Consider the following 23,832-nt stretch of genomic DNA (forward strand, 5'->3'; position numbering starts at 1 on the left):
CGGTCGAAGCAGAGGTCGTCGACCATCGGAGTCCTTGCATGAATGCGACCGGTACGCCGAACGGCATGCCCCGGCGTCAGTTCGTGGCGCTTTCCGGTGCCCTGGGTGCGGGTGCCCTGCTGGCCGGGGCGGGCGGCAGCGCGTCCGCGGCGGCGTGTCCGCCGCCCGGTTCCGGCGGTTCGTCGTGTTGTCCCTGTCCGACGAATCCGCCGCCTCCCGGCGGCCCGAGCCCGTGCCCCCCGGCCCACATGCAAGCCCTCTGCGGCAGTCCCGCGGACACCGACCCGCTGTGGCAGGACGTGCAGTACTGCACGCAGGGGATCGTCCCGCCCAGCGGGCACAAGGCGGACTGCCTCAAGACCACCCCCAACCACGTGGTGCTGCACGGCGAGCCCGTATCGACGCACAACTACCTGACCATCCCCACCTGCCGGATCACGGGCATCGAGTGCCCGTTCCTGCTGACGCCCAACGTCGCGAACTACTGGCACGAGGCCTGGGAGAACGCCCGCAGGGGCGGCGACGTTCCCGTGCAATACCGCTACATCGGGCTGGGGATCAACTCGCAGGCCGCCCGGCAGCTCAACCAGCTGCACATCCACATGGCCGGCGTCCGAGACAGCACGCAGCTGCGGCTGCAGGCCCTGGACGCGGCGGCCCGGGTCGCAACACACCCCTCGCAGTGGGGAGACACCCAGTACCAGTCGCTGGTGACGGGAACGCAAGGGGACCGCACCTACCGGATCCTGCGGCTCCCGGCGCTGACGACAAACCTGTTCGCCCTGCTGAACACGAACGTGGTGCGGCGGTTCGGGCTCCAGATGGCGGGCCAGACGCTGGTCGTCGTGCCGAGGATGACCCCGACCGCCTTCGACAACGCTTTCTACGTCCTCAACAGCGACGCCTCACTCCCCAGCGGCACCACCACCTGCGACCGTCTGCTCGTGTACTGACGCCGGTCCGCGAAGGCCCGGCGGCCAGGGGTGGTGGCCCCGCACCGGCCTCGGTGGGCCGGTGCGGTCCGTTCTCCGTGCGCCCGGGGGTCGGTGTCCCGTCCCAGGTGGACGCCGTCAGGCACGCGGCGGAAAGAGTGTGGCTGCTTCGGTCGAACGTGCGTATTCAGTGGGAGTCTGACCGAAGTGTTTCTTGAAGGCTCGGGTGAAGTGACTGCCGTCCGCGAACTGCCAGTGTGCGGCGAGTTCCGAGATGCTCAGACGCCCTGACGGCGCGGCCAGGGCGAGCCGGGCCTCGTGCAGTCTCCGGTGGCGGATGTAGGTGGTCACTTGCTCACCCACCGCGGCGAATGCCCGATGCAGCGTACGGACGGAGACGTTGAGTTCACGCGCAAGCATCGCTGGTGAAAGCTCGGGATCAGCGAGCCGACGGTCCGCGAGGTCTTTGGCCGCCTGGGCGAGAGCGGGAGCCAGCCGGGGTTCCACGTCGTCGAACCGGCCCTTCGCCACCGCCTTGGCCAGCTCGATCAGGGTGCCTTGGGCAGCCGTCACACCGGCCGGGCCGAGGTCGGCCACGGTTACGTGGATCATGTCGGTGAGGGCCGTCAGCAAGCGCATCTCGGCCGAGTGCGCCGACCCGATCATGACCCGGTTCCCGAGCAGGGGTTTGAGCTCGCCGGGGGGCAGGACGAGGAACTTCGCCGTGAGGTCCGCCGTCGTCTCGAAGGCCGTCAGGCTCCCGAGGTGCCGGATGAGGAACTGCCCGGCCGACACGGACTGGTCGCCGTAAGCGGGCGGGCCGCCCAGTGTCCATGCGCCGCGCCGCACGATGTACATGGCAACCAGATCCTGATCGCCGCCCGGGACGTCCGCGGTCCGGGTTGCCGACGCGGCGTGAAGATCGGCGATCGCCGCGCCATGCACCTTGGCCACTTTGCCCTTGACCCGGAAGTCACCGATCGTGTCGGGGCTGAAGGCCGGCAGTTGGAAAACATCGTCGCCGATCTGCGTCTCCCACCCGCGCCGGAAGGCGTCGAGTCCCTGCGGTGCGGCGCCCGGGACGGTCGAGTCCACTGCGAACACCCCGCTCGCGCCGTCGACTTCCGCTCCAGTCCTGTGCATCCCTCTCCGATTCCTCGTATTCACTGCTCCAACGCCACCCTGTGGTGATCGTGTTCCGTAGGCGTGGCCATGGCTCACGTGGGCGGCGCTGTGCCAATCTTCCTACGGACGGCCCGCATGGCAGTGGTCGAGGGGCAGAGCTGATGCTTGCGAATCGGCGAGATGAGGAATTGGTCGTCCGGGTACGTGCCGTGGTGTCGGTGGCCCAGTTCGGCGACGAGAGACGCGACTCCTGGTGATCAGGCTTCTCGCAGCCCGATCACCAGGAGTCGCGTTCGCTCCATCAACTCCTGGCCACGGGTGTCCATCTCCGCCGGGCGCAAGTTTGCCGACCAGATGCTCGGCTACATCGTCATTGGAATCCTGATGGAACAGCGCCAGGGCGACGTGACGTAGAGCTATGAAGCCCGCCGGCAACGCTCCCGGCCGGCGGGCCTGCCTCGGGGCCGCCGCGAACGGCAGGTGGAGGCGACCGCCAACGCGGCGGGTGTCGTGATCGGTGCCGACGCTGACCCGGCCGGTGTTCGCGGCGATGTCGTGGATCCCGTAGGGGATCGCCTGGCCAGGCCCTGCCTGTCCTGGAAGTCGTGTGTTCCGACCGGTACCGGCTCACCGGCCGGACGTAACGACCCATCGATGCCCGCGCCGGCTCCGGTCACCCGCAACTGGCGCGGCTCGACAGTCAGCGGGCGACCGAGATGGCGAAAGGTGTGAATCCTTGGGCCCGGATGATGTGCGGGACGAAGAGTATGGCGGCTTCGGTGGCGCGGGCGGTGTGGATGTCGCCGAGGTCGGTGATCCATTCCTTGTGCCAGCCGAGGTCGACGAGGAGTTCGCGGACGGTCTGTTTGGCTTGCTGGTCGTTGCCGGAGAGGAAGGCGGTGGGTGTCTGGGTGAGTGCGGCCGGGGCGGTCATGACGGGGAAGAGCATGGTGTTGAGTGTCTTGACGACGCGGGTGTCGGGGAGTGCTTCCTGGAGTTGCTCGGCGAGGCTTGAGCCGGGGTGGATCAGGTCGGCGGGCAGTCCGTCCGGTCCGTCGATGGTGGCGTTGGAGACGTCGATGAGGATCTTGTCCCGGAGTTCCTCGCGCAGGGCGGTGAGGCGTTCCGGTGAGCCGGCGCCGGGGGTGGCGTTGATGACGATCCGGGCTGTCCGGGCGGCGTCGGCGGCGGCGCCCGGGGTGCGATCCGCGACGGTCACCTCGTGCCCGGCTCGGGTGAGGGCGGTGGCCAGGTTGCCGCCGACGCGGCCGTTTCCGAGTACTGCGATCGTGGTCATGGAGTCGTGTTCCTTGCGTGGGTGCGGGGTGCGGGGTGCGGGGTGCGGGTTGTGGTGCGTGGTCAGCGTGAGAGTGTGGTGACGGCTTCGGTGTGGATGCCGGGCGCGGCGGCCAGGAAGCTCCCGCTGTGCGGGGTCCAGGGGCGGCCCTCGGCGTCGGAGATCCGTCCGCCGGCCTCGGTGACGAGCAGGGCGCCGGGGAGCAGGTCCGCGCGGGCGCCGGCGAACTGCCAGAAGGCGTCGATCCGGCCGGCGGCCACGTTCACCAGGTGCAGGGTCGCGGGCACGGAGGTGCGAACGACGAGCGCGTCGAAGAGCATCGCGGTGATCGAGGAACCCACGCGTCGCACGATCTTCTCGTCCTCGTCCGGGCGGGCCTGGCTGGTGGCCACGATGCCCAGGCCGAGGTCCGTGGTCGGGGAGACGTGGAGCGGGCGACCGTCGAGGTGGGCGCCGGCGCCGGCGAGCGCGGTGTAGGTCTCGCCGGTCAACGGCAGGTGCACCACGGTGAGCACCGGCTGATTCTCACGCACGAGGGTGGCGGTCACCGCCCAGTCCGCCAGCGCGTGCAAGTGGTTGACATTGCCTTCGGCCGGATCCACCACCCACCACTCACCCGGCGGCAGCGCCCCACCGTCCAACTCGTCCTCCACCCAACCGGCCTCCGGCCGCAAACCGGACAGGGCGGGACGCAGGATGTCGAGCGCCGCGTCGTCGTTCACGGCGAGCGCGCGCATCAACTCCTCGCGGCTCTCATAGCGGACCACCTCACCGAAGCGCTCACGCAACGCCGAACCGGCGGCGCGCACGGCGATCACGGTCTGATCGAGCAGGTCGGCATCGGGGATGGCGACATCGGCGACATCGGTGGTCTGGAGAGTTTCGGACATGGTGGTGCTCCTGTCTGAGGTGGGGTGATGAGGCCGGTCGGGGCCGAACTGCGCGTTGCTTCTCGCGCTTTCGTCTCGAAGGTATAGAGCCCCACCATTAACTTCAAATGCATGTCAAGCACGGCAAGAATTACTCGCATGCACTTGGATTCGAACCTGCCCCCTGCGCTCGACGCGCTGCTGGAAGAGGGCAGCGTGGCCGGACGGGGCCGTGCGTCTGCATGTCAAAGCCCCGGCGCTGAGCCGGAGTCTGGGCCGCTTTCGGCGCACGACGACGGCGACGAAGCGCGTTGTGGAAGCGCCGTGGGCGCGGAAGAAGGCTCAGGCGAGTAGTTCGGCGGCCCGTTCGGCGATGGCGTAGACGCTCGCGTTGGTGTTGGCGGAGGGGATGGACGGCATCACCGAGGCATCGGCGACCCGCAGTCCGGCGATCCCACGTACGCGGAGGTTCGCAGGGTCGACGACGGCTTCGGCGTCGGTTCCCATGCGGCAGGTACCGGTGAAGTGGAAGTAGGGGCCGGTGGCCGTGCGGATGAACGCGTCCACGGATTCGCCGCTCGTCCCGGAGCCCGGCATCGCTTCCTGCTTGCGCCAGTCGGCGAACGCGTCGGCCTCCCCGATGCGGCGTGCCACTGCCAGGCCCTTGCGCATGACCTCCAGGTCACGGTCATCGCTCAGGTAGCCGGGGTCGACGACGGGAGCACTGGCGGGATTGGCGTCCGCCAGGCGCACCGTGCCGCTGCTGTACGGAGCCATCGCGGAGAAAGCGATGGAGTAGCCGTTGGCCGGAGGCCGGCCCCATGCCGACGGGAGCGGTGCGGCGACGATGTAGACCTGAAGGTCCGGCCGGGTCGCGGCGGGGTCGCTGTGCAGCAGGCCCATCATTTCGGCCGGTGGGTTGGCAGGAAGGAACGGTACGGGCCGACTGGCCTCGTACACCACGCCTGCCATCGGATGGTCCTGCAGATGGGAGCCCACTCCCGGCAGGTCGGCGACGACGTCGATGCCGTGCTCGCCGAGGTGTCGTGCCGGGCCGATCCCTGACAGCATCAGGAGGTGCGCGGAGCCGATGGCTCCCGCGGTCAATATGACCTCGGCGCTCTCGACGGACAGGTGCTCGCCACCCAAGGTGTACTCGACGCCGGTGCAGCGGCCCGCGGTGATGCGCAGCCGCTGCACTGTCGCGTCCGTGACGACGTCCAGGTTCGGCCGGTCGAGGAACGGTCGGATGTAGGCGTCGGCCGCGCTCTGGCGGGCGCCGCCGGGCAGATTCATGTCACTCCACCCGAACCCGGTCTCCAGCCCGCCGCCGATGTCATCGGCACGCGAGAACCCAGCTTGCACCGCGGCATCGACGCCCGCCGTGGCCAGGGGATGGGGTTCCGGAACCGGGGCGACCACGACCGGCCCGTCCGTGCCCCGCACGGAGGCATCACGACTGCGAGTGCTCTCGCTGCGGCGGAAATAGGGCAACAGATCGTCGAAACCCCAGCCCGGAGCACCGAGTCCGGGCCATTCGTCGTAACCGGAGCGGTGCCCCCGCAGGTGGTAGAGGCCGTTGATGGTCGACGATCCGCCGAGAGCCTTACCGCGCAGCACGTCAGCGGCCCTGCCTGTACCGGCCTGCACGGTCGAGGCGCCCAGCCAGAGGGATGACGGGTCGAACCCCAGGAACCCCCATGGAGATGCCATCGGCTCCGTCGCGTCCCGGGCTCCCGCCTCCAGCAACAGCACCCGCACGCCGGGGCGTTCCGAAAGCCGGGAGGCAATCACGCACCCCGCTGTCCCTGCTCCCACCACGACATAGTCATAAGGACTCTGGCCCATCATGTCTCCGCTTCCCACGGCAGCACTGTCCGACCACCGGGCTTCAGGAAATAGCTCATCGACGATCAAAGAGCTGATTGCTTGCATGTACTCGAGGGGCCGAAGATCTGGGATGGCTCTCTTCAGGTCGGCCCCGTGCCTCGCTCGGGCGCCTCCGAGCTCGGCGCGCAGAAGGCGTGGAACCGGCTGATCAGCAGCGAGTGGGCTCCAGTGGAGCAGGGCTGTCCGGAGACAGGCCGCGCGCGCTGCTGGTACTGACGGACACCGAGGTGGCCCGGTGACAAACGATCACCTTGATCCGACGGGCCTGGGCACGCCCGGTCCAGCCATTGCCGACCACCCCGTTGGGGATGTTCATGTCGGCGCCGGTACCTGCGATGACGGCCATGCGGCTGGACTTCTCTTGTTCACGAGTTTCTTGTCCTTGGTGTGTACCCGTCCAGGAACAGCCCGGGTTTCCCTCCTGCCGTCGAATCTTAGGAACACCGACACGGCACGCACTTGAACCTCCGCGACGTTCGTTCGGAACCTCAGCGCCATACCAGCGGCGAGACCGTGCCATACAAGTGGCCAGACCGTCGGCGTCGCACAGCATGAGGTCAGGCTGGTCCAAGCACGGCACTGCCCGGCGCACCCCACGTCGGCGCGGGCGCGGCGAGCCGACCGAGTCGGCGACGGTGGCGTGTCATCCCAATGGGGCGATGTGCAGCACGGTGGATCAGGCAAGACTCTCGCGAAGCCCTACTTCGCCCCGGAGGTTCCATGTCGAAAAACGGCGCGCCTCGCATCGACGTTCCGCGTGAGGCCCCGGCCCGGGCGCCGCTCGTTCTGGCATCCCTGATCATCGTTGCCGCGGTGGCCAACTTGAACCTGTCCGTGGCCAACGTGGCGCTGCCCGCGATCGGGAAGGCCTTCGACTCCTCCCAGACCGCCCTGAACATGGTCGCCGTGGGGTACTCCCTCGGCCTGGCCGCATCGGTGCTCTATCTGGGTGCGGTCGGCGACCGTCACGGGCGCAAGCTGCTGCTGGTCCTCGGTATCGCTCTGTCCATCCCCGCCTGCCTGCTCGCAGCGTACGCGCCGAACGACACCGTCCTCGTGCTGGCCCGGATCCTCGGCGGAGTCTCGGCAGGCATGGCCTACCCGACGACCCTGGCGCTGATCACCGCCCTGTGGGCGGGGCCGGGGCGGACGAAGTCGATCGCGCTGTGGTCGGCCCTGGGGGGCGGCATCTCCATGCTCGGGCCGGTGATCGCGGGCGCGCTGCTCCAACACTTCTACTGGGGGTCGGTCTTCCTGGTCACCCTGCCCCTCGCCGCGGTCGCGCTGGTCATGGCCCTGCTGTTCATCCCCGCACACGCCAACGAGTCGGCCGAACCGGTGGACAACCTCGGCGGCATCCTGTCCGTCCTCCTGATCGCGGGACTGGTGCTGGGAATCAACTTCGCCGTCGTCCCCAACCAGGGGGCACTGGCCGTCGGCCTCGTCGTGGTCGCCCTCGCCGCCGGGGTGGCGTTCATCTGGCGCCAGCGTCGGGCTCCCAATCCGCTGTACGACCTTCACATCGCCGGCCGGCGCACGTTCTGGGTTGCCGCATGCGCGGGAATCATTGTGTTCGGCTCCATGATGGGGTCGGCGTTCATCAGCATGCAGTACCTGCAGAATGTGCTCGAGTACGACGCCGTCGAAGCCGGCGCCGCCATCCTCCCCCTCGTCGTGATGATGGTGCTCGTGGCACCACGGTCCGCGAAGCTGGTCGAGACACACGGCGCCCGAACGACCCTGCTGATCGGCTACCTGTCCCTCTTCCTCGCCTTCGCCTGGATGCTGCTGTTCTGGGACGAGGACAGCAGTTACTGGCAGATCGGCCTCGCTTACGTCTTCATCGGCATCGGCGCCGGCTTGGCCGGGACGCCCGCATCGCACTCGCTGACCGGATCCGTGCCCGTGCGACGGGCCGGCATGGCCTCGGGCACCGCGGACCTGCAACGGGACCTCGGCGGGGCCATCATGCAGTCCGTCATGGGCGTGCTCCTCATCGCCGGCTACGCCTCGGCCTTCAGCGCGGCGATCGCCGCTTCTCCCGAGAGCAAGGAGGTGTCGGACCAGGTCCGGAGCGAGCTGACGAAGTCGTTCGCCTCTGCCGGGCAGGTCGCCCAGCAGCACCCCGAGTACGCTCACCAGATCGTCGCGGCAGCACGCCAGTCGTTCCTCCACGGCGACGACTGGGCGTACACCGTCGGCCTGGGCGCCGTCGCCCTGGGTGCGCTGTTGATCTTCTTCAAGTACCCGCACCGGGACGCCGAGCGGGAACTCCTACGGCGCTACTACACCGAGGACTCCGCCGCCTCCGCCACCTCCGCCACCTCCGCCTCCGAGAGACCGACCGGACCGGGAGCCTGAGGATTTTCGACCTGGCCGACCGGACGCTCGGCACATCACGTCACTGGCGATCCGGGGGCGCGACGTGCCGACGCTCTGGCTTCGGACCGGCACCACACAAGCTGAGCCAGATCCACGACCGTCAATCAGGACAATGCTGCCGGGCCGTGTCCGATGGGTGAGGTGTCAGGCCGTCCCGGTTGTCCGTGGCCGCAGGGTCGTGTGGCGGAAGGCGTTCAGGCCGGCGGTGTCGGTCGTGGTGTCGGGGGTCGGGTGTCCGGCGGCGAGGGCGTAGAGGGTGTTGTGGGTGGCGCTGTCGAGCCCGAAGTGGCCTTCGACGGCGGTGTCGTCGAAGGCGGCGGTCTGGAAGGGGCCCAGGCCCAGGGCGGTGGCGGTCAGGGCGAAGGTCTGCCCGAGGTGTCCGGCGTTCAGGTGGCTGACCCGGTAGGCGCGGGGGTGTCGGTACTTGGCGCGCATGCGTTCCCATGCGGCGACCACGAAGACGATGAAGGCCGCTTGGTCGATGCCTTCCTGGTGCGCGCACAGCGCGCCGGCTTCGGTGTGGGTGAAGCCTTCGCGCAGCAGTTCCAGGCTGTGTTCGCGGGCGTTGTAGTGGTACAGGCCGGCGGGGACGCCGGTGACGTTGGGGGCGGCGAGATAGGCGTCGAGTTCTTGCCGGGCGCCGCCGGAGGGGCTGGTGCGCCGGATGAGGGCCCCGTACTCGAAGCCGTCGATGAACTCGGCGGGGCCGAAGACGGTACGGAGCAGTACCGAGAGATCGTGCAGGCTCACCGGCTGGGCGCTGAAGGAGCGGTGCGTGCGCCTGCGGTAGAGGGTTTGCTCCAGCGGTGCGGACAGCCGAGGGTCGGGTGTACGGGGCAGCAGGATGCGGTCGGCCTCGGGGTACTCGGAGAACAGCGCCGGACGCCCCTCGCGGGTGAGGTGCTGACGCAGCTCGGGGGTGGCTGTCTCGAAGGGGACGTCGCGCGTGGCGTAGTGGAAGAAGGATGCTTCCGGTGCCCAGGGTCCCCAGGCATCCGCCAGACGCTCGTCCTCTTCGGCCTCCGGGCTGCCTTCCTCGGCCAGCAAACCGTGTTCGAGGAGTGTTGCGGCGGCTTGCACCACGGTCTCGGGATGCAGATGGTCCAGAACTTCGGCTGCTTGGGCGGGGGTCGTCCAGGTGTCGAAGGCGCTGAGAATCTCAGCGGTCGAGGGATGCAGAGCCACCGGCGAGTGACCCCGGTAGGCATGGGCGACGAAGTCCCCTCGGTGCCAGTAGCACGTCACGTTCTTCAGCCGCCGCAGCCGCACGTCCACTCCTCGCACTTCCAGGACTGACCCCTGATCCGCCCAGGAGGCAGGGGCCGGTACCGGCAGATGCCGCGCCGGCCCCGTCCCATGGCCTACTTATAGATGAAGTTGCTGGTGCGGCGCTCTTCCCGCTTGACGGGCACAGGCTTGATATCGATCTTGCGCACGATGACACCTCCTTCGACTTTCTGTTCGTGCACAGCTTAAACGCGCCCGTCACTTCTCAGGCAACGAGACAATGACCCAACAGCCTTGTCATGCACGGCAATTGTCCAAAAACTGTCGTCCGCGGGGTAAGCCTCCGATGGCGGTCGTCGTCGCTTCGGTCGCGCGCGGCGCGGAGCACGACCGCTTGCAGCAGTGAATCGGCGAAGGGCCGGCGTTCGCCCACCTTGCGGTACTGCCACGTCTCGTAGGGGGCTTGGACATGGGGTGGGTGGTGTCGACGAGGAGTACCGCGAGGGCCTCGTCCCTGGCCGCGGGCAGGGCAACGCCGCAGTGGCCTTCAGCCGGCCTCCCCTGACCCGACCTCCAACCCGGCCACGGCACCGGAGCACGACGGCGGTCGACGCGGAACTCCCTTCCAGGCGGCGGCCGGTGGCGCGCCCCGGCCGGACAGTCAGGCGCCACCCGCCGCTCCCTGCGCTCGGCTCGACCTGGAGAATGCCGCAGTATGAACTCTCCGTCACCGCCGGGCCCTGCGGGCAGACTTCTGAGCGCCGCGCGAGAGTACCCGCGCCGCGCACCGCTCACCCTCGTCTACGTCTGCCTGCTCCTGGCCGTCCACGTCTGGATCGGCCACGGACTGTCCGCCGACCGCGCGGCCGCCGTGCTGGGCCACGTCAGCACCAACCTGGACAACCTGCAGGATCATTTGCTGTCCGCACTGCTCGGCAGCGCGCTGTTCTTCGACGGCACGCTCACGGATGTCGCCTCGACCGAATTCGCGGGCACCTTCATCACCCTGGGCCTCGGTGTCTGCTGCTTCCTGGCCGTAGCGGAGCGCCGATGGGGGAAGCTGCGCTCCGCAGCCGTGTTCCTCGGCGGGCATGTCGCGGCTACCCTGCTCACCGCTGCGGTCATCGCCGTCGCGGTCCGTGAGGGCTGGTATCCCGTGGACGTACGTCACGCCCTGGACTATGGGGTCAGCTACGGCGCCCAGACGGTGCTGGCGATCGGCACGCTCGCCCTGCCCCGCCGCGCCCGCCTGCCCTGGGCCCTGTTCGTCCTCGCCTGGCCTCTCGGCGGCGCCGATTGGAGCGGACCGCTGCCGGACTTCACCACCATCGGCCATCTCATGGCGGCGGCTCTCGGTTTCGCACTGACGGCCGTCCCCAGCTTCAGACGGCCACGGGTCCGCGCCACCAGGTTCCCCTCGGTCACTGCCGACGGAGTACCTCACCGGACCACCGCCGCGGAACCGATGGCGCCGGGAACGGCAGCCGCATCGCAGACACCTCCCAGCGTGTCCTGATCGCCAGTGACGGGGCAGGAGTCGGCGGGAGACGCCGCATCCATGCATCTCCCGCCGGAAGCCCGGCGAGCGGGCCTACGGAGGATGTGTTGCAGGCGGAGTGCTCCTGCGGCTGACCCGGAACCCGGCACACCGTCGACTGGACGACGGCGGGCGACTTACCGTTCCACGAGATCGGACCACCCACCGCCGAACGGTGCGAGGACGGCTGGGGCGATGGCCGCGGCTTACACGGACGAACCGCTCGTTACCCGCTTCACCGACGGGCCGATGGGTGGTCGTACGCCGGCCGTCAAGCACAGCCTCTGGCGCTTCCTCCTCGGAGGGGGTGGGGTCTTGGTTGGTCGGGTGCGGGTTCGTTGTGGCGCGGGTGAGGGCGGAGTCCATCGTCCCAAGCCAGAAAGGTACTTTCACGGTTCCGCCGCAACAGCCGCCGTACACCAGGCGAAACGGCGAGGTCAGCTCCGGGCGTGCAAGGCGTGCGAGAGCGCACTCATGCTGATGTCGATGACCGTGCGGAGCTGCTTCTGGCTCGCCCTGGTCTTGCTCATCACGGCCAGCGACTGGTTGACCGCCGTCATGTGAACCGCGAAGCCGTCGGCATCGCCTTCGGCCAACTGCGCTGCGTTCAAGGCGGTCCGCAGCCGCGCGTGCTGAAAGTCCAGAGCTTCGATCGCGCGGGCGGCGATGATGGGGCTGAGCGTCGGTGCCGCCATCGCGGTCCGGGCGATCAGGCATCCATCAGGCACGTCAGGGTCGGCGATGCGCTGCAGGGTGACCTCGAAGAACGCCCGTACCGCCCGGAGCGGTTCCTCGGACGCACAGGAAAGCGCTTGGTCGTACCTGTTTCCGTACCGTGCGGCGTAGCGGTCCAGGCAGCGCAGGTAGAGCGAGTCTTTGTCGCCGAACGAGGAGTAGAGGGAACTGCGGTTCAATCCGGTCGTCCTGGAGAGGTCGTCGAGAGACGTGCCGGCGTATCCGGCCCGCCAGAACTGGACCATCGCCGCATCGAGCGCGAGGTCCACGTCGAACTGTTTCTTCCCGGCCATCACGCATGCACCTCGTTCTTGTACCAGCCGCTGTGGCCCTACCCATCCTATCTTGAACTGATCAGTTCAAGATGCGGTACGTTTGAAGCATGCCCGACGACGCCATGGCCCCGAACCCCTCCTGCGACCAGAACCCGGTCCCCGGGTTGCCGCTGTACGACCTTGCGGGTTTCACTCACCGCTGGGTCGACGCCGAAGGAATCCGACTTCATGCCGTGGAAGGCGGCCGACCGGCCGGTCCCACCGTCGTCCTGCTCGCCGGATTCCCGCAGACCTGGTGGGCTTGGCGAAGGGTGATGCCAGGTCTTGCCGAGCGATTCCACGTGATCGCGATCGACCTGCCAGGGCAGGGCCACTCCGACCGCCCTGAAGGGGGCTACGACACCCACACCGTCGCTTCGCGTGTCCAGGCCGCGCTGACCGCGCTCAACGTGCCGAAGTACTGGCTCGTCGCCCACGACATCGGGGCCTGGGTTGCCTTCTCGCTGGCCCTGAAGTACGAAGAGCGCCTGCACGGTGTTGCTCTGCTTGACGCCGGCATTCCGGGAATCACCCTCCCGGACTCCGTTCCGACGGACCCCGACCGGGCCTGGAAGACCTGGCACTTCGCCTTCCACTTGGTGCCCGAACTGCCCGAGACTCTGCTCACCGGCCGCGAGCGTGACTACGTCGGCTGGTTCCTGAAGGTCAAAGCTCTGGCCCCGACCACCTTCGACGGCGCCGAGATCGACCATTACGCCGCCTCCATCGCGGCCGAGGGAGGGCTTTCAGCGTCTCTCGCCTACTACCGCGACGCCGCGGAATCAGCGCGTAAGAATCATGACGCTCTCGAACGGGGGAACTTGACCGTCCCGATCCTGGGCATCTCCAGCTCCCATGGCTCGATCCCCGACATGGCCGCCTCCGTCAGTCCGTGGGCAGAGAACGTGACCGGCGTCGTCATCCCACAAGCCGGACACTTCATTCCCGACGAGCAGCCGGACGCAACCGTGGACGCGTTGACCGCGTTCATCGATCACGAGCGTGTCGAGGAGTTCGCTACGAGCTGGTCAGGCCGGTGACGTCGGCGGGATCGAATGTGTTCGGTCGCCATCACCGGCGTGGCTGCCTTGTGTCGACCGGTGCGGCGATCGACGGAGGGGCTCGGCGAAGGCTCCTCGCGAGGCCGACGCTGGACCAGGGTCCGACGCAGTCGACAGCCGGGCGGGCTGTCTCCCGTCAGCCCGGCCCGCCTTCAGCCGGCATGGACCGCGCGAGCCACCGCCCCAAGAGCCCTTGCCTGTGCGGGTCCAAGACTCTTGAAGCGCATCGCGGACCCCGAGTGCGACGAGGCCGTGACCGAGGCCTTCGAGCGAGGGCAGGGCGCCGCTGTCAACGAAGCGCTCAAGGGATGGAAGACCAATGGCCAGGCCATCCGCGACGGTCTGCCCGCCAAGCTGCGCGACTTCCTGGAGACGACCCGTCAACTGCCGGCCTGGGCGGACCCGAAGGCGCTGGCCGCCGGTCACCGTTTCGGCATGGCGCACGCGCAGAGGAAGCGGAGCAGGACTTCCACGAGTGCCGGGTCGGCGGCTACCTGATGGGGATCACCGCGGACGGCATGCCCCCGACCCTGGCAGCGGCCCGAAAGCGCGCGGCGGCCGTCGACACCCTCCACGCGCGGGTGACGCCACAGTCCGCGAAGTACGTGAAGGCGACGATCGAGTACTTCTCCTCCCTGGCCGGCCCCAAGGAGATCACCGTGCCTCCGGCGACCGCGCTGGTGCGCCACATGATCGGGGACGCGGACGCCGACGCCTTCGACCTGGCCCGCTCCACGTGGGACGCCGTCGTGCCGACCGCCGTGCACGGCTTCTTCACCGGCTCACGCGCGGGCGGGCTGCCGACCCCGTCCGCGACCATGACGCGCCTGGCCATCCAGATGGTCCACCGCGCGATGAACGACGGCAAGGAGATCGAACTGACGATGCCCCTTCACCTGTACGGGCACCGGTAAGGCCTGCTCCGGCACTCGTCTGCGCTCCACCTGCCGGAACGCGACGACGGCGCCCGCCTGCCCTGAGGACGCCGGATCGCGGCAGGTACTCCGCGCCCAATCGGGTGAGAACAGACGGGTCCTCCAGCCACAACCTTCCTGCGGCCCAGGCTCGGCCTGGGCCGCTGCCCCAGCCTTCCCCTACGGCCGCCGCGGCCCCGGCAAGCTCCGGAAGAGACGACCTAGCCACCCCCGGTCGGCAGGCGCAGAGTTGTTCCACCGCGGCAGACCGTACCGGCGGTGCCGCCGGTACGGCCGAAAGATCTGAACCCATACCGGGAATCAGACCGCGACGAGCTCCTGCTCGCGGTCCGGCGTTTTGACCTTGGGCTTCTTGTTCGGCAGCGAGAGTCGGAAGACCTTGTGCCACGCGGAGAACACCTGCTTGGGGAGCGGCCCGGTGACGTACTCCAGCTCGTACTTCTCGAACAGCGCGCGCACCTTCACCGCGACCTCGGCGTACCGGTTGCTCGGCAGGTCCGGGAACAGGTGGTGCTCGATCTGGTGCGACAGGTTGCCGGTCATGAAGTGCATGGCCCTGCTGCCGCTGATGTTCGCCGAGCCCATCATCTGGCGCAGGTACCACTGGCCGCGTGTCTCGCCGTTGATCGACCGGCGCTCGAAGACCTGTACGCCCTCGGGGAAGTGCCCGCACATGATCACCGAGTGGGTCCAGATGTTGCGGACCAGGTTCGCGGTGAACGTGGCGGCGAGCGTGGTGAGGAACGACGGGCCCGACAGCAGCGGGTGGATCACGTAGTCCTTGAGCACCTGCTTGCGGATCTTGCGGCCCACGGCCTTGGCTCGCGCGCGGAACTCCGGGTTCTTGCGGCGGCGCTTGTGCAGGTTCTTGGCGAGCTCCAGGTCGTACGCTGCGATGCCGTACTCGAAGAAGCAGGCGTTGATGAAGTTCCACAGCGGCTGGCCGAGGTGGAACGGGTGCCACTTCTGGTCCTCGTCGACGCGCATGATGCCGTAGCCGAGGTCGTTGTCCTTGCCGATCACGTTGGTGTACGTGTGGTGCAGCTCGTTGTGCGAGTGCTTCCACTGCTCGGACGGTGAGACGTGGTCCCACTCCCAGGTGGTGGAGTGGATCTTGGGGTCTCGCATCCAGTCCCACTGGCCGTGCAGGATGTTGTGACCGATCTCCATGTTGTCCATGATCTTCGCCACGGACAGGCCGGCGGTGCCGAGCAGCCACGCGGGCGGGAAGATCGAGAACAGCAGCACGCCCCTGCTGACCAGTTCGAGCTTGCGCTGCGCCGAGATGACCTTACGGATGTAGGCCGCGTCCTTCTCGCCGCGGTCGGCGATCACCTCGTCGCGGATCGCGTCCAGCTCGCGGCCGAGCTCCTCGATCTGCTCCGCGGTCAGGTGGGCGGTGGGGTCAATGGCGGTCAAGGTGCTCCTACCGTTCGATGTCGCAGGGGCCCGCCGCGGCGGACACGCAGGTCTGGATGAGGACGCCCGGCTCGGCCTCGGTGATCTCGCCGGTGCGCAGGTCGCGGACGGCGCCCGCCTTGAGCGGCGTGACGCAGCCGAAGCAGATGCCCATGCGACACCCGGAGGGCATGAGCACGCCGGCCTCCTCGCCGATGTCCAGCAACGGCGTGGTGCCGTCCGCGTCGACGGTCTTGCCGGTGGCGCTGAACGTGACCTCGCCGCCGTCGCCGGCGACGACGATGCCAGGGCGGAAGCGTTCGGTATGCAGGCGCTCTCGTACGCCGTGCTCGCTCCAGTGCTCTTCGGCGGCGTCGAGCAGGCCCGCAGGCCCGCAGGCCCAGGTCTCGCGCTCGGCCCAGTCGGGCACGAGTTCGTCGAGACGGGCGATGTCGAGCATGCCGTCCGTGTCGGTGTGCACCTCGGTGAGCCGCAGCTTCTTGTCCGCGACCAGGTCGTGCAGTTCCTTGCGGAAGATCACGTCTTGCGGCTGTGGTGCGCAGTGGACCATGACGACGTCGTCGAACTCGATGTCGCGGAGCATGCCCATCACGGGCGTGATGCCGCTGCCGGCCGTCAGGTAGAGCACCTTGGCGGGCTTGGCCTGCGGCAGCACGAAGTCACCGGTCGGCTGGTCGAGCTGGACCAGCGTGCCCGGTTTCGCCCTGCGGACCAGGTGGTTGCTGACCCTGCCGTCCGGGATCGCCTTCACGGTGATCGTGACGCGGCCGTCCTGGCGGTTTGTCGGTGAGGTGATGGAGTAGGCACGCCACAGGCGCACCCCGTCGACGTCGACCCCGAGCCGCACGTACTGACCGGCTGTGTGGCCGCGCCAGCCCCGTCCCGGCCTGATCACGATCGTCGCGGCGTCAGCCGTCTCGGGGTGCACGGCCTCGATGCGCCCACGCAGGTCAGCGCCCGCACGCAGCGGGCTGACCAGGTCGAGATAGTCCGACGGCAGCAGCGGCGTCGTGACCATCTCCAGCAGTTTCCACGCCCTGCTGCGGAGGGCTGCACTCGTCATGACTCCAGCTTGCTGCGCCGCAAGGCGTAAAGTCCTGACCGCAGGACGTAAATCTGATCAGCTAGATTGTTCGCAGGGAACAAAACCGTGAGCCATGCAATCCGAAGGGCCGGCGAACTGGCCCTGGATGAGACGACGGTCACCGCACTTCGGGCCGCGCTGAAGACCACCGCCGACGAGGTCGTCCAGGCGATCATCGACGAGGTCCCTCCCTACGCCAACGCCCTTTCGGGCCGCATGGGCGCCACCATCCGCCGAGCCGTCCGTACCGCCCTCGGGCACTACCTGGACCTCGCGAGCGGGAACGCCACAGGCGGCGACGCCGGTGACGCAGCCTACGAGCTGGGCCGCGGCGAGGTGCGCGACGGCCGTTCGATGGACGCCCTGCTCAGCGCCTACCGCGTCGGCGCCCGCGTGGCCTGGCGATGCCTGGCAGCGGGAGCCGTACCGGTAGGTCTGCCCGCCGCCGACGTCGCCAAGTTCGCCGAGCTGACCTTCGCCTACATCGACGAGCTCTCTGCCGCGAGCGCCGCGGGCCACGCCGACGAACTGGCCGCCCGGGGCAGGGCCCACGAGCTCCACCTGGAACACCTGGCCCGCGATCTCCTCGCCGGCGCGAGCCCGGACGTGCTGCTGGCCTCTGTTCAACGTGCGGGGTGGCAGCCGCCGGTTTCGCTGACCGCGGTCCTGCTGCCCACCGCCCAGGCCCGGCCTGCCTACCGCGCGCTCGACCCGAGCACCCTCGTCCTCGACGACCTGCCGGACGGCACCGGTGTGCTGTTCGTCCCCGATGCCGACCGATCACATCTCTTGCGGCAGCTGACCGACCGCAACGCCGTGGTCGGCCCGGCCCGGCCATGGACGCGTGCTTCCGCCTCGTACGCACGAGCCCTACGCGCGCGCTCCCTCTCCTCCGATATTCGCGACACCGAGGACCACCTGCCCGAGCTGGTGCTGAGCGCCGACGCGGACGCGTTCGCAGACCTGCGTGCCCGAGCCCTCGCACCGTTGCGGACCTTGCCTGTCGCGACGGCACGGCGGCTGGAGGAGACGTTGCGGGCGTGGCTGCTGCACCAGGGCAGGCGGGACGAGGTGGCAGCGGCGTTGTTCGTCCATCCCCAGACGGTCCGATACCGGATGTCGCAGCTGCGGGGCCTCTTTCCGGATCTCGCATCGCCACACCGGGTCCTCGAACTGACGCTGGCGGTCGGTCTCCGGGCCGGCTGACGGGTACGTCGGCAGTCCAGGTCGCCTTCGTCGGCTTGCGCGAGGTGGGTGGTGAAGGCCTTTGCCCAGGTGCCGTCGGCTGCCACTTCCGCGGCCGGTTGGGGGGCCTTCGCGAACCGAAGTGCTCGGGCAGACCCATCCACGGTGTCCCGGTGTGGTGCTTGAATGCGAGCGCGTCGATCACCTGCCGGTGATCCCGCCACCGGCCAGCCCGCTTCGGGGTCCGGTCCGGCAGTAACGGCTCGATCCTCGCTCACTGGGCAGCAGTCAACGACACACCTCAACCAACGACCCGATGATCCGAAGGAAGCGGCATGGGCCGTGGGCCCGGGTCGAGGGCCGCGGTGAGGCGGCGTCGCAGCAGCGGGCCGAGCCTGCGGTCGACCTGGCTGTTCAGTACGGCGGCCAGCAGCAGGGAGAAGAGGAGTCCGGCGGCGACGGAGGGGAGCAGCCCGAGGGCCGGGGCGGCCTTGAGGACGCCGCGGGCGACGGGTATGCCGATGCTCTGGTGGACCAGGTAGAAGGGGTAGGTCAGTGCGCCCGCGTAGACGAGGCTGCGCCATTTCAGGTGGCGCAGCCGACTGAGGGAAGCCAGGGCGAGGAGCACGAGGAAGCCCGTGAGCACGGCCGCGCAGGCCCCCCAGTTGGAGGTGGGGTGGCTGGCGACCCGGTCGTCGAGGACGGTCAGCGTGTAGCACCAGGCGAAGCCGGTCAGCAGCCACAGCAGCAGGTTGGGGCCGAAGCGGTGCATCAGGTAACAGGCGATGCCGGCCACGAACAGCCCGGCGTACTGACTCAGCAGCAACTCGTCGAGGACGGGGGAGTGCAGCTCGCGGCCGATGGACGCGAGCACCAGCCAGAGGAGCCCGAAAGCCACCACGCGCCGGTAGGTCAGGCCGAACAGCAGGAGGGCGCCCATGAGCAGGTAGAAGCGGGCCTCCACCCACAGGGTCCAGGCGACGCCCGCGGTGAAGTCCACGCCCAACGGGCCCGGGATCATCGTCAGGTTGCCGAGGGTGGTGCGCAGGTCGGTGGGTGCTCCCGAGCGCTGTCCGAGCAACACGGTGACGGTGCCCATCACGACGACGAGCAGGACCACCGCCCAGTACAGGGGGAAGAGCCGGGCGATGCGGGAGACGGCGAACTGCGCGGGTGCGCGGCCCCAGCAGCTCATGCAGATGACGAAGCCGCTGATCAGGAAGAACGCCTCGACGCCGAGCCAGCCGTAGCCGCTGACCGCGTGCAGCAGGGGTGCCGCCTGCGGCAGGTCGTACCGCTCGCCCCAGAAGCGGGGGGTCGGGGTGCCGACGTAGTGGTAGGCCGCCACCGCGACCGCCGCGAGCAGCCGCAGCGCATCGATCGCCGCCAACCGCCCGGCCTGGGCCGGCGCACCCGAAGGGTGCGCTTCCGGGGCCCGGGCGGGCCGGACGAGAGTGCGGGCGGCTTCGCGGAGTGCGGAGTCGGACATGGAGTCTCCTGTGGCAGGGCGGCCGAGTACAGCAGGGCCGCCGGTGAAGGAAGGAGGAATGAGGGCATGCCGCGGCCGGCCACCGGGCTCGTGCGGGCCGGCGGGCGGGGACACGAGGGCTCGGGAAGGCGCGAGCCGCGACCGCAACGGGTTGGCGGGGTCGGAGCCGACTCCGCGTCAGGCCGGGCCGGCCAGGTCGGGGATGTTCCGCGTCAGGCCGGGTTGGCGGTGTCGGAGCTGTTTCCGCGTCTGTCGTGGATGCGCAGGGCCACCATGGTCACCGCCACGGCGCCGGCGGCCGTGAGGACCTTCTCGGTGCTCACCCAGCCGGAGAAGTACAGGATGACGAGCAAGGGCACGGCGGCCAAGGCGAGTCGGGCCGGGGTGCGGATCCCGGCAAAGGCCGGACGGCCGGCCAGGACCAGCGCCGCGGCGAGCGGGACGCCCAGCCGCCAGGGCACGACGAGGCCGAGGCCGAGCGGATCGACCACGACCATGACGGCCACCAGCAGCACGGCCCACCCCACCAGAGCGACCACCCCCACCGTGCTCCGCAGCCGGCGCGCGGGGCGCAGGTCCGGCGGACAGGCCAGGGGGAGGGCGGCGACCAAGACCGGTGCGAAGAGGAAGCCGTAGACCGCGAAGTACAGTTCCGGCGCCATGCGCCAGACCGGGAAGAGGAAGGTCACCGCGGTGAGCGCGGTCCCGGCGATCGCGGCCAGTACGCCGGGGACGTACCGGCCGGCGAGCGCGAGCACCGCGCCGATGAGGGTCAGCAGGTAGCTGCCGTTCATCAGGGTCGTGAGCGCGGCCGGGTCGCCGACGACGTTCGCCGCGGTGCGCATGACGTACCAGTCGGCGGCGTTGCCGATCAGGTTGAAGGCCGCGTACGAGGCGGTCGCGGCCAGCGCGAAGGGGGCGGCAGCGGCGAAGAGCCGGCCGCCGGGATACGCGGAACCAAGGCCGAGGCGGAGCCGAAGCGCATGGGCGACGACGTCGGCGGCCTCGCGGAGCCGGGCGCGCGGGCCCGCGCCCTCGACCGCCTCCCGATAGGCCTCGGCCATCTCCGTGCCGAACGCGCGGCGGAAGCCGGCCGGGTACAGGCGCAGGAGTACGGGGTTCACCCGGTGGCCACCTTGCCGGTGGTGCCCTGGCCGGTGACGCTCAGGCGCCGGGTGGCCTCGCGGGCGGTGGCCGCGATCCGCTGGGCTTCGGCGGCCAGGGTCGCGCGGCCGGAGGTGGTCAGGGTGTAGGTGCGCCGCAGTCGGCTGTCGACGACCTCCTCGCTGTGGACCTCGATCAGCCCCTGCTGGAGCAGGCGCTCCAGCGCGCCGTACAGCGTCCCGGTCCGCATCTTCACCCGGCCGTTCGAGATCGTCTCCACCTCGCGCGCGATCGCGTAGCCGTGGCGCGGCTCATCCGCGAGCGCGGTGAGGAGAAGCAGGGTCGGCTCTTGCATGGCACGGTCAGTCATGCGACCACCATATGTCATTCACCGGCATATGACGTGAGTGGGTTTCATGTGACGGCTTATGCCGGTGGCCGACGTATGGCGCCGGGGGCCCGGTATGCCGGTTGTGCTGCCGGCGGGGACCGCCCGCCTGTCGGTGGGTCGGACCCGGATGCTCCTGGGTGCATGCGGGGTCGCCCGGCTGTTCAGGGAGCGCCGGACCGGGCACACGGTGCCTGCCATGCTTGTTCTACTCCTTCAGCCTGGGAGCCCCGATGACCCTGACCCAAGATCCCGCCGAGTCGGTCCCAAAGCCTTCTCGGTCTCCGGGAGTGCAGACCGCCGACGCCCGGGTGGCCAGGCTTCGGCGGCGTTTGGAGCGCCTGATAGGGATCGCGGCGACCGAAGGCAACGCCCTCACCCCGCTGCGCAACGGGGACGAGATCTTCGCCGCGATGCTGGCCGGCATCCGCGGTGCTCGGCACACGGTGGACATGATGACGTTCGTGTACTGGAAGGGCGAGATCGCCCGTGACTTCGCCCGGGCCCTTGCCGAGCGGGCCCGTGCCGGAGTGCGGGTGCGGCTGTTGCTCGACGGTTTCGGGAGCCGCCTGATCGAGCGGGAACTGCTGGACTCCATGGAGGAGGCCGGAGTGACGGTGGCCTGGTTCCGCAAGCCGCTCTACCTCTCCCCGCTCAAGCAGAACCACCGCTGCCACCGCAAGGTCCTCGTCGTCGACGAGGAGACCGCGTTCACCGGCGGGGTCGGGATCGCCGAGGAGTGGTGCGGCAACGCGCGCAACGAGCGTGAATGGCGCGACACGCACGTCGAGGTCCGAGGACCCGCCGTCGACGGGATCGCCGCCGCGTTCGCGCAGAACTGGGCCGAGTGCCACGACGAGCTCTTCGACGATCGTGATCGATTCGTCGACCACCGGCACCAAGGCGACGCCATCGTGCAGGTGGTGCGCGGCTCGGCCAGCTTCGGCTGGCAGGACATGCAGACGTTGGTGCGCGTCATGCTGGAGTCCGCCGAGGAACGCTTCCGCCTCGCGACCGCCTACTTCTCACCGGACGAGTACTTCATCGAGCTGCTGTGCGCGACGGCCGGGCGGGGGGTCGAGGTCGAGATCCTGCTCCCGGGTCCCCACACCGACAAGCGGGTCTGCCAGCTCGCCGGCCAGCACCACTACGAGGACCTCGTCTCCTGCGGGGTGAAGATCTACCAGTACCAGCCGACGATGATGCACGCCAAGGTCATCACCGTCGACCGAGTCGCCGCACTGGTCGGATCGACCAACTTCAATCGCCGCTCCCTCGATCATGACGAAGAGGTCATGCTCGCCGTACTGGACGAGCGATTCACCGGGATACTCGACGGACACTTCGATGAGGACATCGCGGCGAGCGAGCTGATCCGAGAGGGCCGCTGGAAGAAGCGCCCTGTCCTTCAGCGGGCCCGGGAACTGGCAGTGCAGCCCATTCGCCGCTTCTTGTGATCGAGCCGGCGCACTCGTTCGCGCGCGGGCCGCAAGGCGAGAACTCGTACGAGTAGTGGCCGTGGCGGCGGGGGCTGCCGCAGACAGGCCGCAGCGTGGCATGGCGCCGGTGGACGGTCGGGTGGCCGCGCCGAGTGAGAGGCCGCAGCGCCGGGCTCGGGGGCTCCACCCCGGGTCCCTGTTGTCGTGTCCAGCCTTGGCCGCCCAGCCGTTCGTGCCCCGCCCCGAGGGCCATCAACCCTGCTGGGAATCGAATAGCTCTCGCACCAAGTACGCGGAAATCTATCCCAGCGGGAGTAGACATCGGGTGGTGATGTGGTTATGGTTTCTCTCGTAACCAGAGAGACCGCAAGGCCTGGCAGAGACGAACTGGCAGGCAGAAGTACTCGCAGTACCCGTAGTTGCAATGTTGTGGACGGTGCGGTGGTGGAGTTTCGAAGCCGGAGCGGTTGCAGGATGGCGACGAGGCTGGCGACCGGACCGGGTGGCTCGCAGTGATCAGGGGCCGCCACCAGCAGTACCGCTGTTGACGCGGTGGTGAAGTACCAGCAGGACTCGGCAGTGAAGTCAGTGAAGTGGTACCTCGGTGAAGGCGTCGGCTGCGGGCGCGCGCATCGGGAAGTTCGGCAGTGGGGTTCCAAGCCAGGGCAGACGCAGGATGGGCGACGGGGCTGGCTGCCGGAGCGTGGCGCTGGATCAGGCCACGAGCAGTACCGAGTGGAGCAGTACAGCAGTTCGCAGTATCAGCAGTTCCCGCAGGTAAGTAGTTGATCATCCGAGGGATGAACGGAGGAGTGAAGCGCCATCAGGATCGCCCGGACGCGGTGACAGGGTCCGGGTACCGCAGGACATCGATAGTGAGGTGGTCTCCGGTCAAGCAACCGCGATCCCCGCATCCCCGACAGCATCCAGGTCGGGTTGGCGGAAACAGAAGGCCGGCGCAGTAACAGGGCCGGTAGATGGTGTAGTAGTTCCTTCGGGGCCCCGGTGCCATAGGCGCCGGGGCCCCTCCACGCGTGCCACAGAGAGGTGCGATGACAGCAGCGACTCCGACCGGCCCCCTGGGCGGTCACCTGGACGACGATGACTACCCCGCCTACACGATGGGTCGGGCGGCCGAGATGCTCGGCACCACCCAAGGCTTCCTCCGCGCCATCGGCGACGCCCGCCTCATCACACCGCTGCGCTCCGCGGGTGGGCACCGCCGCTACTCCCGCTACCAACTGCGCATCGCGGCCCGCGCCCGGGAGCTCGTCGACCAGGGAACCCCGATCGAGGCTGCCTGCCGCATCGTCATCCTCGAAGACCAGCTGGAAGAAGCGCAGCGCCTCAACGCCGAATACCGCAACGCCGCCGCGGCGACGGATCCGCCGTCCGCGGACTGAAGAGGGGCGTGCCCGCC

21 protein-coding genes and 3 pseudogenes are annotated in these 23,832 nt (G+C 69.0%); 10 read left to right on the forward strand and 14 right to left on the reverse strand.

Features of this window, described 5'->3' with window-relative positions; all coding sequences use genetic code 11:
- The first annotated feature begins 248 nt into the window (after nucleotides 1-248).
- Nucleotides 249-953, forward strand: a complete 705-nt coding sequence (locus OG906_RS33495; RefSeq protein WP_329447774.1) for a CDP-diacylglycerol diphosphatase — start codon at nucleotides 249-251, stop codon at nucleotides 951-953.
- A 117-nt stretch (nucleotides 954-1,070) separates the two neighbouring features.
- Here OG906_RS33495 and OG906_RS33500 read toward each other — a convergent pair whose 3' ends face one another.
- From OG906_RS33500 to OG906_RS33515, 4 genes and pseudogenes are all read right to left on the reverse strand, one after another.
- Nucleotides 1,071-2,027, reverse strand: a complete 957-nt coding sequence (locus OG906_RS33500; RefSeq protein WP_329447775.1) for a helix-turn-helix domain-containing protein — start codon at nucleotides 2,025-2,027, stop codon at nucleotides 1,071-1,073.
- 534 nt (nucleotides 2,028-2,561) lie between these two features.
- Nucleotides 2,562-2,701 (reverse strand): annotated as a pseudogene (locus tag OG906_RS33505) (ISAzo13-like element transposase-related protein); the annotation flags it as partial.
- Nucleotides 2,702-2,757: 56 nt separating this feature from the next.
- The gene (locus OG906_RS33510; RefSeq protein WP_329447776.1) at nucleotides 2,758-3,354 is read right to left on the reverse strand and encodes an NADPH-dependent F420 reductase; all 597 of its coding nucleotides are present in this window, start codon (nucleotides 3,352-3,354) and stop codon (nucleotides 2,758-2,760) included.
- 62 nt (nucleotides 3,355-3,416) lie between these two features.
- Nucleotides 3,417-4,244 carry an inositol monophosphatase family protein gene (locus tag OG906_RS33515; protein WP_329447777.1) on the reverse strand — a complete coding sequence of 276 codons (828 nt, stop codon included), beginning with the start codon at nucleotides 4,242-4,244 and terminating at the stop codon, nucleotides 3,417-3,419.
- 138 nt (nucleotides 4,245-4,382) lie between these two features.
- Between OG906_RS33515 and OG906_RS33520 the strand changes: the two are divergent.
- Nucleotides 4,383-4,518 (forward strand): annotated as a pseudogene (locus OG906_RS33520) (helix-turn-helix domain-containing protein); the annotation flags it as partial.
- Between the two features lie 47 nt (nucleotides 4,519-4,565).
- Here the strand turns inward: OG906_RS33520 and OG906_RS33525 are convergent.
- Entirely contained in the window at nucleotides 4,566-6,071 is a 1,506-nt protein-coding gene (locus OG906_RS33525) for a GMC family oxidoreductase (protein WP_443067475.1), read from the reverse strand.
- A 190-nt stretch (nucleotides 6,072-6,261) separates the two neighbouring features.
- Complete coding sequence (locus OG906_RS33530; RefSeq protein WP_329447779.1) at nucleotides 6,262-6,459, reverse strand: hypothetical protein; 198 nt, start codon at nucleotides 6,457-6,459, stop codon at nucleotides 6,262-6,264.
- A gap of 374 nt (nucleotides 6,460-6,833) precedes the next feature.
- On the opposite strand from OG906_RS33530, the gene OG906_RS33535 reads away from it, so the two are divergent.
- Nucleotides 6,834-8,474, forward strand: a complete 1,641-nt coding sequence (locus OG906_RS33535) for an MFS transporter (RefSeq protein ID WP_329447780.1) — start codon at nucleotides 6,834-6,836, stop codon at nucleotides 8,472-8,474.
- Nucleotides 8,475-8,639: 165 nt separating this feature from the next.
- On the opposite strand, the gene OG906_RS33540 is transcribed toward OG906_RS33535, so the two are convergent.
- Complete coding sequence (locus OG906_RS33540; protein ID WP_329447781.1) at nucleotides 8,640-9,764, reverse strand: SagB/ThcOx family dehydrogenase; 1,125 nt, start codon at nucleotides 9,762-9,764, stop codon at nucleotides 8,640-8,642.
- A gap of 673 nt (nucleotides 9,765-10,437) precedes the next feature.
- Between OG906_RS33540 and OG906_RS33545 the strand changes: the two genes are divergently transcribed.
- On the forward strand, nucleotides 10,438-11,238 hold the full coding sequence (locus OG906_RS33545; RefSeq protein ID WP_329447782.1) for a rhomboid-like protein: 801 nt from the start codon (nucleotides 10,438-10,440) through the stop codon (nucleotides 11,236-11,238).
- A gap of 458 nt (nucleotides 11,239-11,696) precedes the next feature.
- Here the strand turns inward: OG906_RS33545 and OG906_RS33550 are convergent, their stop codons facing one another.
- Nucleotides 11,697-12,287 (reverse strand): TetR/AcrR family transcriptional regulator, encoded by a 591-nt coding sequence (locus tag OG906_RS33550; protein WP_329447783.1) that lies wholly within the window; start codon nucleotides 12,285-12,287, stop codon nucleotides 11,697-11,699.
- A gap of 89 nt (nucleotides 12,288-12,376) precedes the next feature.
- Between OG906_RS33550 and OG906_RS33555 the strand changes: the two genes are divergently transcribed.
- The 3 genes from OG906_RS33555 (at nucleotide 12,377) to OG906_RS33565 (ending at nucleotide 14,283) form a co-directional block, all read left to right on the forward strand.
- Entirely contained in the window at nucleotides 12,377-13,348 is a 972-nt protein-coding gene (locus OG906_RS33555) for an alpha/beta fold hydrolase (protein WP_329447784.1), read from the forward strand.
- A 237-nt stretch (nucleotides 13,349-13,585) separates the two neighbouring features.
- Nucleotides 13,586-13,867, forward strand: a complete 282-nt coding sequence (locus tag OG906_RS33560; RefSeq protein ID WP_329447785.1) for a hypothetical protein — start codon at nucleotides 13,586-13,588, stop codon at nucleotides 13,865-13,867.
- Nucleotides 13,867-14,283: a hypothetical protein gene (locus OG906_RS33565; protein ID WP_329447786.1), complete on the forward strand. Its 417-nt coding sequence runs from the start codon at nucleotides 13,867-13,869 to the stop codon at nucleotides 14,281-14,283. Before OG906_RS33560 ends, OG906_RS33565 begins: the two co-directional genes overlap by 1 nt.
- Nucleotides 14,284-14,604: 321 nt before the next feature.
- On the opposite strand, the gene OG906_RS33570 is transcribed toward OG906_RS33565, so the two are convergent.
- Entirely contained in the window at nucleotides 14,605-15,723 is a 1,119-nt protein-coding gene (locus tag OG906_RS33570) for a fatty acid desaturase family protein (RefSeq protein WP_329447787.1), read from the reverse strand.
- Between the two features lie 7 nt (nucleotides 15,724-15,730).
- The gene (locus tag OG906_RS33575; RefSeq protein ID WP_329447788.1) at nucleotides 15,731-16,786 is read right to left on the reverse strand and encodes a ferredoxin reductase; all 1,056 of its coding nucleotides are present in this window, start codon (nucleotides 16,784-16,786) and stop codon (nucleotides 15,731-15,733) included.
- 87 nt (nucleotides 16,787-16,873) lie between these two features.
- On the opposite strand from OG906_RS33575, the gene OG906_RS33580 reads away from it, so the two are divergent.
- Nucleotides 16,874-18,013 (forward strand): PucR family transcriptional regulator, encoded by a 1,140-nt coding sequence (locus OG906_RS33580; RefSeq protein WP_329447789.1) that lies wholly within the window; start codon nucleotides 16,874-16,876, stop codon nucleotides 18,011-18,013.
- A gap of 118 nt (nucleotides 18,014-18,131) precedes the next feature.
- Here the strand turns inward: OG906_RS33580 and OG906_RS43690 are convergent.
- From OG906_RS43690 to OG906_RS33595, 4 genes and pseudogenes are all read right to left on the reverse strand, one after another.
- Nucleotides 18,132-18,260, reverse strand: a pseudogene (locus OG906_RS43690) (transposase); the annotation flags it as partial.
- A gap of 33 nt (nucleotides 18,261-18,293) precedes the next feature.
- Nucleotides 18,294-19,481 carry an acyltransferase family protein gene (locus tag OG906_RS33585; protein ID WP_329447790.1) on the reverse strand — a complete coding sequence of 396 codons (1,188 nt, stop codon included), beginning with the start codon at nucleotides 19,479-19,481 and terminating at the stop codon, nucleotides 18,294-18,296.
- 212 nt (nucleotides 19,482-19,693) lie between these two features.
- The gene (locus OG906_RS33590) at nucleotides 19,694-20,605 is read right to left on the reverse strand and encodes a hypothetical protein (protein WP_329447791.1); all 912 of its coding nucleotides are present in this window, start codon (nucleotides 20,603-20,605) and stop codon (nucleotides 19,694-19,696) included.
- Complete coding sequence (locus OG906_RS33595) at nucleotides 20,602-20,955, reverse strand: PadR family transcriptional regulator (RefSeq protein ID WP_329447792.1); 354 nt, start codon at nucleotides 20,953-20,955, stop codon at nucleotides 20,602-20,604. The genes OG906_RS33590 and OG906_RS33595 overlap by 4 nt, the downstream gene beginning before the upstream one ends.
- 251 nt (nucleotides 20,956-21,206) lie before the next feature.
- On the opposite strand from OG906_RS33595, the gene OG906_RS33600 reads away from it, so the two are divergent.
- A complete protein-coding gene (locus OG906_RS33600; RefSeq protein ID WP_329447793.1) occupies nucleotides 21,207-22,430 on the forward strand; it encodes a phospholipase D-like domain-containing protein in 1,224 nt (407 codons plus the stop codon).
- 1,034 nt (nucleotides 22,431-23,464) lie between these two features.
- Nucleotides 23,465-23,815: a MerR family transcriptional regulator gene (locus OG906_RS33605; RefSeq protein WP_267802049.1), complete on the forward strand. Its 351-nt coding sequence runs from the start codon at nucleotides 23,465-23,467 to the stop codon at nucleotides 23,813-23,815.
- The last annotated feature ends 17 nt before the right edge of the window (nucleotides 23,816-23,832 follow it).

The organism is Streptomyces sp. NBC_01426 (assembly GCF_036231985.1).
Lineage (GTDB): Bacteria > Actinomycetota > Actinomycetes > Streptomycetales > Streptomycetaceae > Streptomyces.

Coding starts and splice junctions, on each gene's coding strand:
- OG906_RS33495 (WP_329447774.1), top strand. CDS start 249: ATGCAAGCCCTCTGCGGCAGTCCCGCGGACACCGACCCGCTGTGGCAG.
- OG906_RS33510 (WP_329447776.1), bottom strand. CDS start 3,354: ATGACCACGATCGCAGTACTCGGAAACGGCCGCGTCGGCGGCAACCTG.
- OG906_RS33515 (WP_329447777.1), bottom strand. CDS start 4,244: ATGTCCGAAACTCTCCAGACCACCGATGTCGCCGATGTCGCCATCCCC.
- OG906_RS33525 (WP_443067475.1), bottom strand. CDS start 6,071: ATGGGCCAGAGTCCTTATGACTATGTCGTGGTGGGAGCAGGGACAGCG.
- OG906_RS33530 (WP_329447779.1), bottom strand. CDS start 6,459: ATGGCCGTCATCGCAGGTACCGGCGCCGACATGAACATCCCCAACGGG.
- OG906_RS33535 (WP_329447780.1), top strand. CDS start 6,834: ATGTCGAAAAACGGCGCGCCTCGCATCGACGTTCCGCGTGAGGCCCCG.
- OG906_RS33545 (WP_329447782.1), top strand. CDS start 10,438: ATGAACTCTCCGTCACCGCCGGGCCCTGCGGGCAGACTTCTGAGCGCC.
- OG906_RS33550 (WP_329447783.1), bottom strand. CDS start 12,287: ATGGCCGGGAAGAAACAGTTCGACGTGGACCTCGCGCTCGATGCGGCG.
- OG906_RS33555 (WP_329447784.1), top strand. CDS start 12,377: ATGCCCGACGACGCCATGGCCCCGAACCCCTCCTGCGACCAGAACCCG.
- OG906_RS33565 (WP_329447786.1), top strand. CDS start 13,867: ATGGGGATCACCGCGGACGGCATGCCCCCGACCCTGGCAGCGGCCCGA.
- OG906_RS33575 (WP_329447788.1), bottom strand. CDS start 16,786: ATGACGAGTGCAGCCCTCCGCAGCAGGGCGTGGAAACTGCTGGAGATG.
- OG906_RS33585 (WP_329447790.1), bottom strand. CDS start 19,481: ATGTCCGACTCCGCACTCCGCGAAGCCGCCCGCACTCTCGTCCGGCCC.
- OG906_RS33595 (WP_329447792.1), bottom strand. CDS start 20,955: ATGACTGACCGTGCCATGCAAGAGCCGACCCTGCTTCTCCTCACCGCG.
- OG906_RS33600 (WP_329447793.1), top strand. CDS start 21,207: ATGACCCTGACCCAAGATCCCGCCGAGTCGGTCCCAAAGCCTTCTCGG.
- OG906_RS33605 (WP_267802049.1), top strand. CDS start 23,465: ATGACAGCAGCGACTCCGACCGGCCCCCTGGGCGGTCACCTGGACGAC.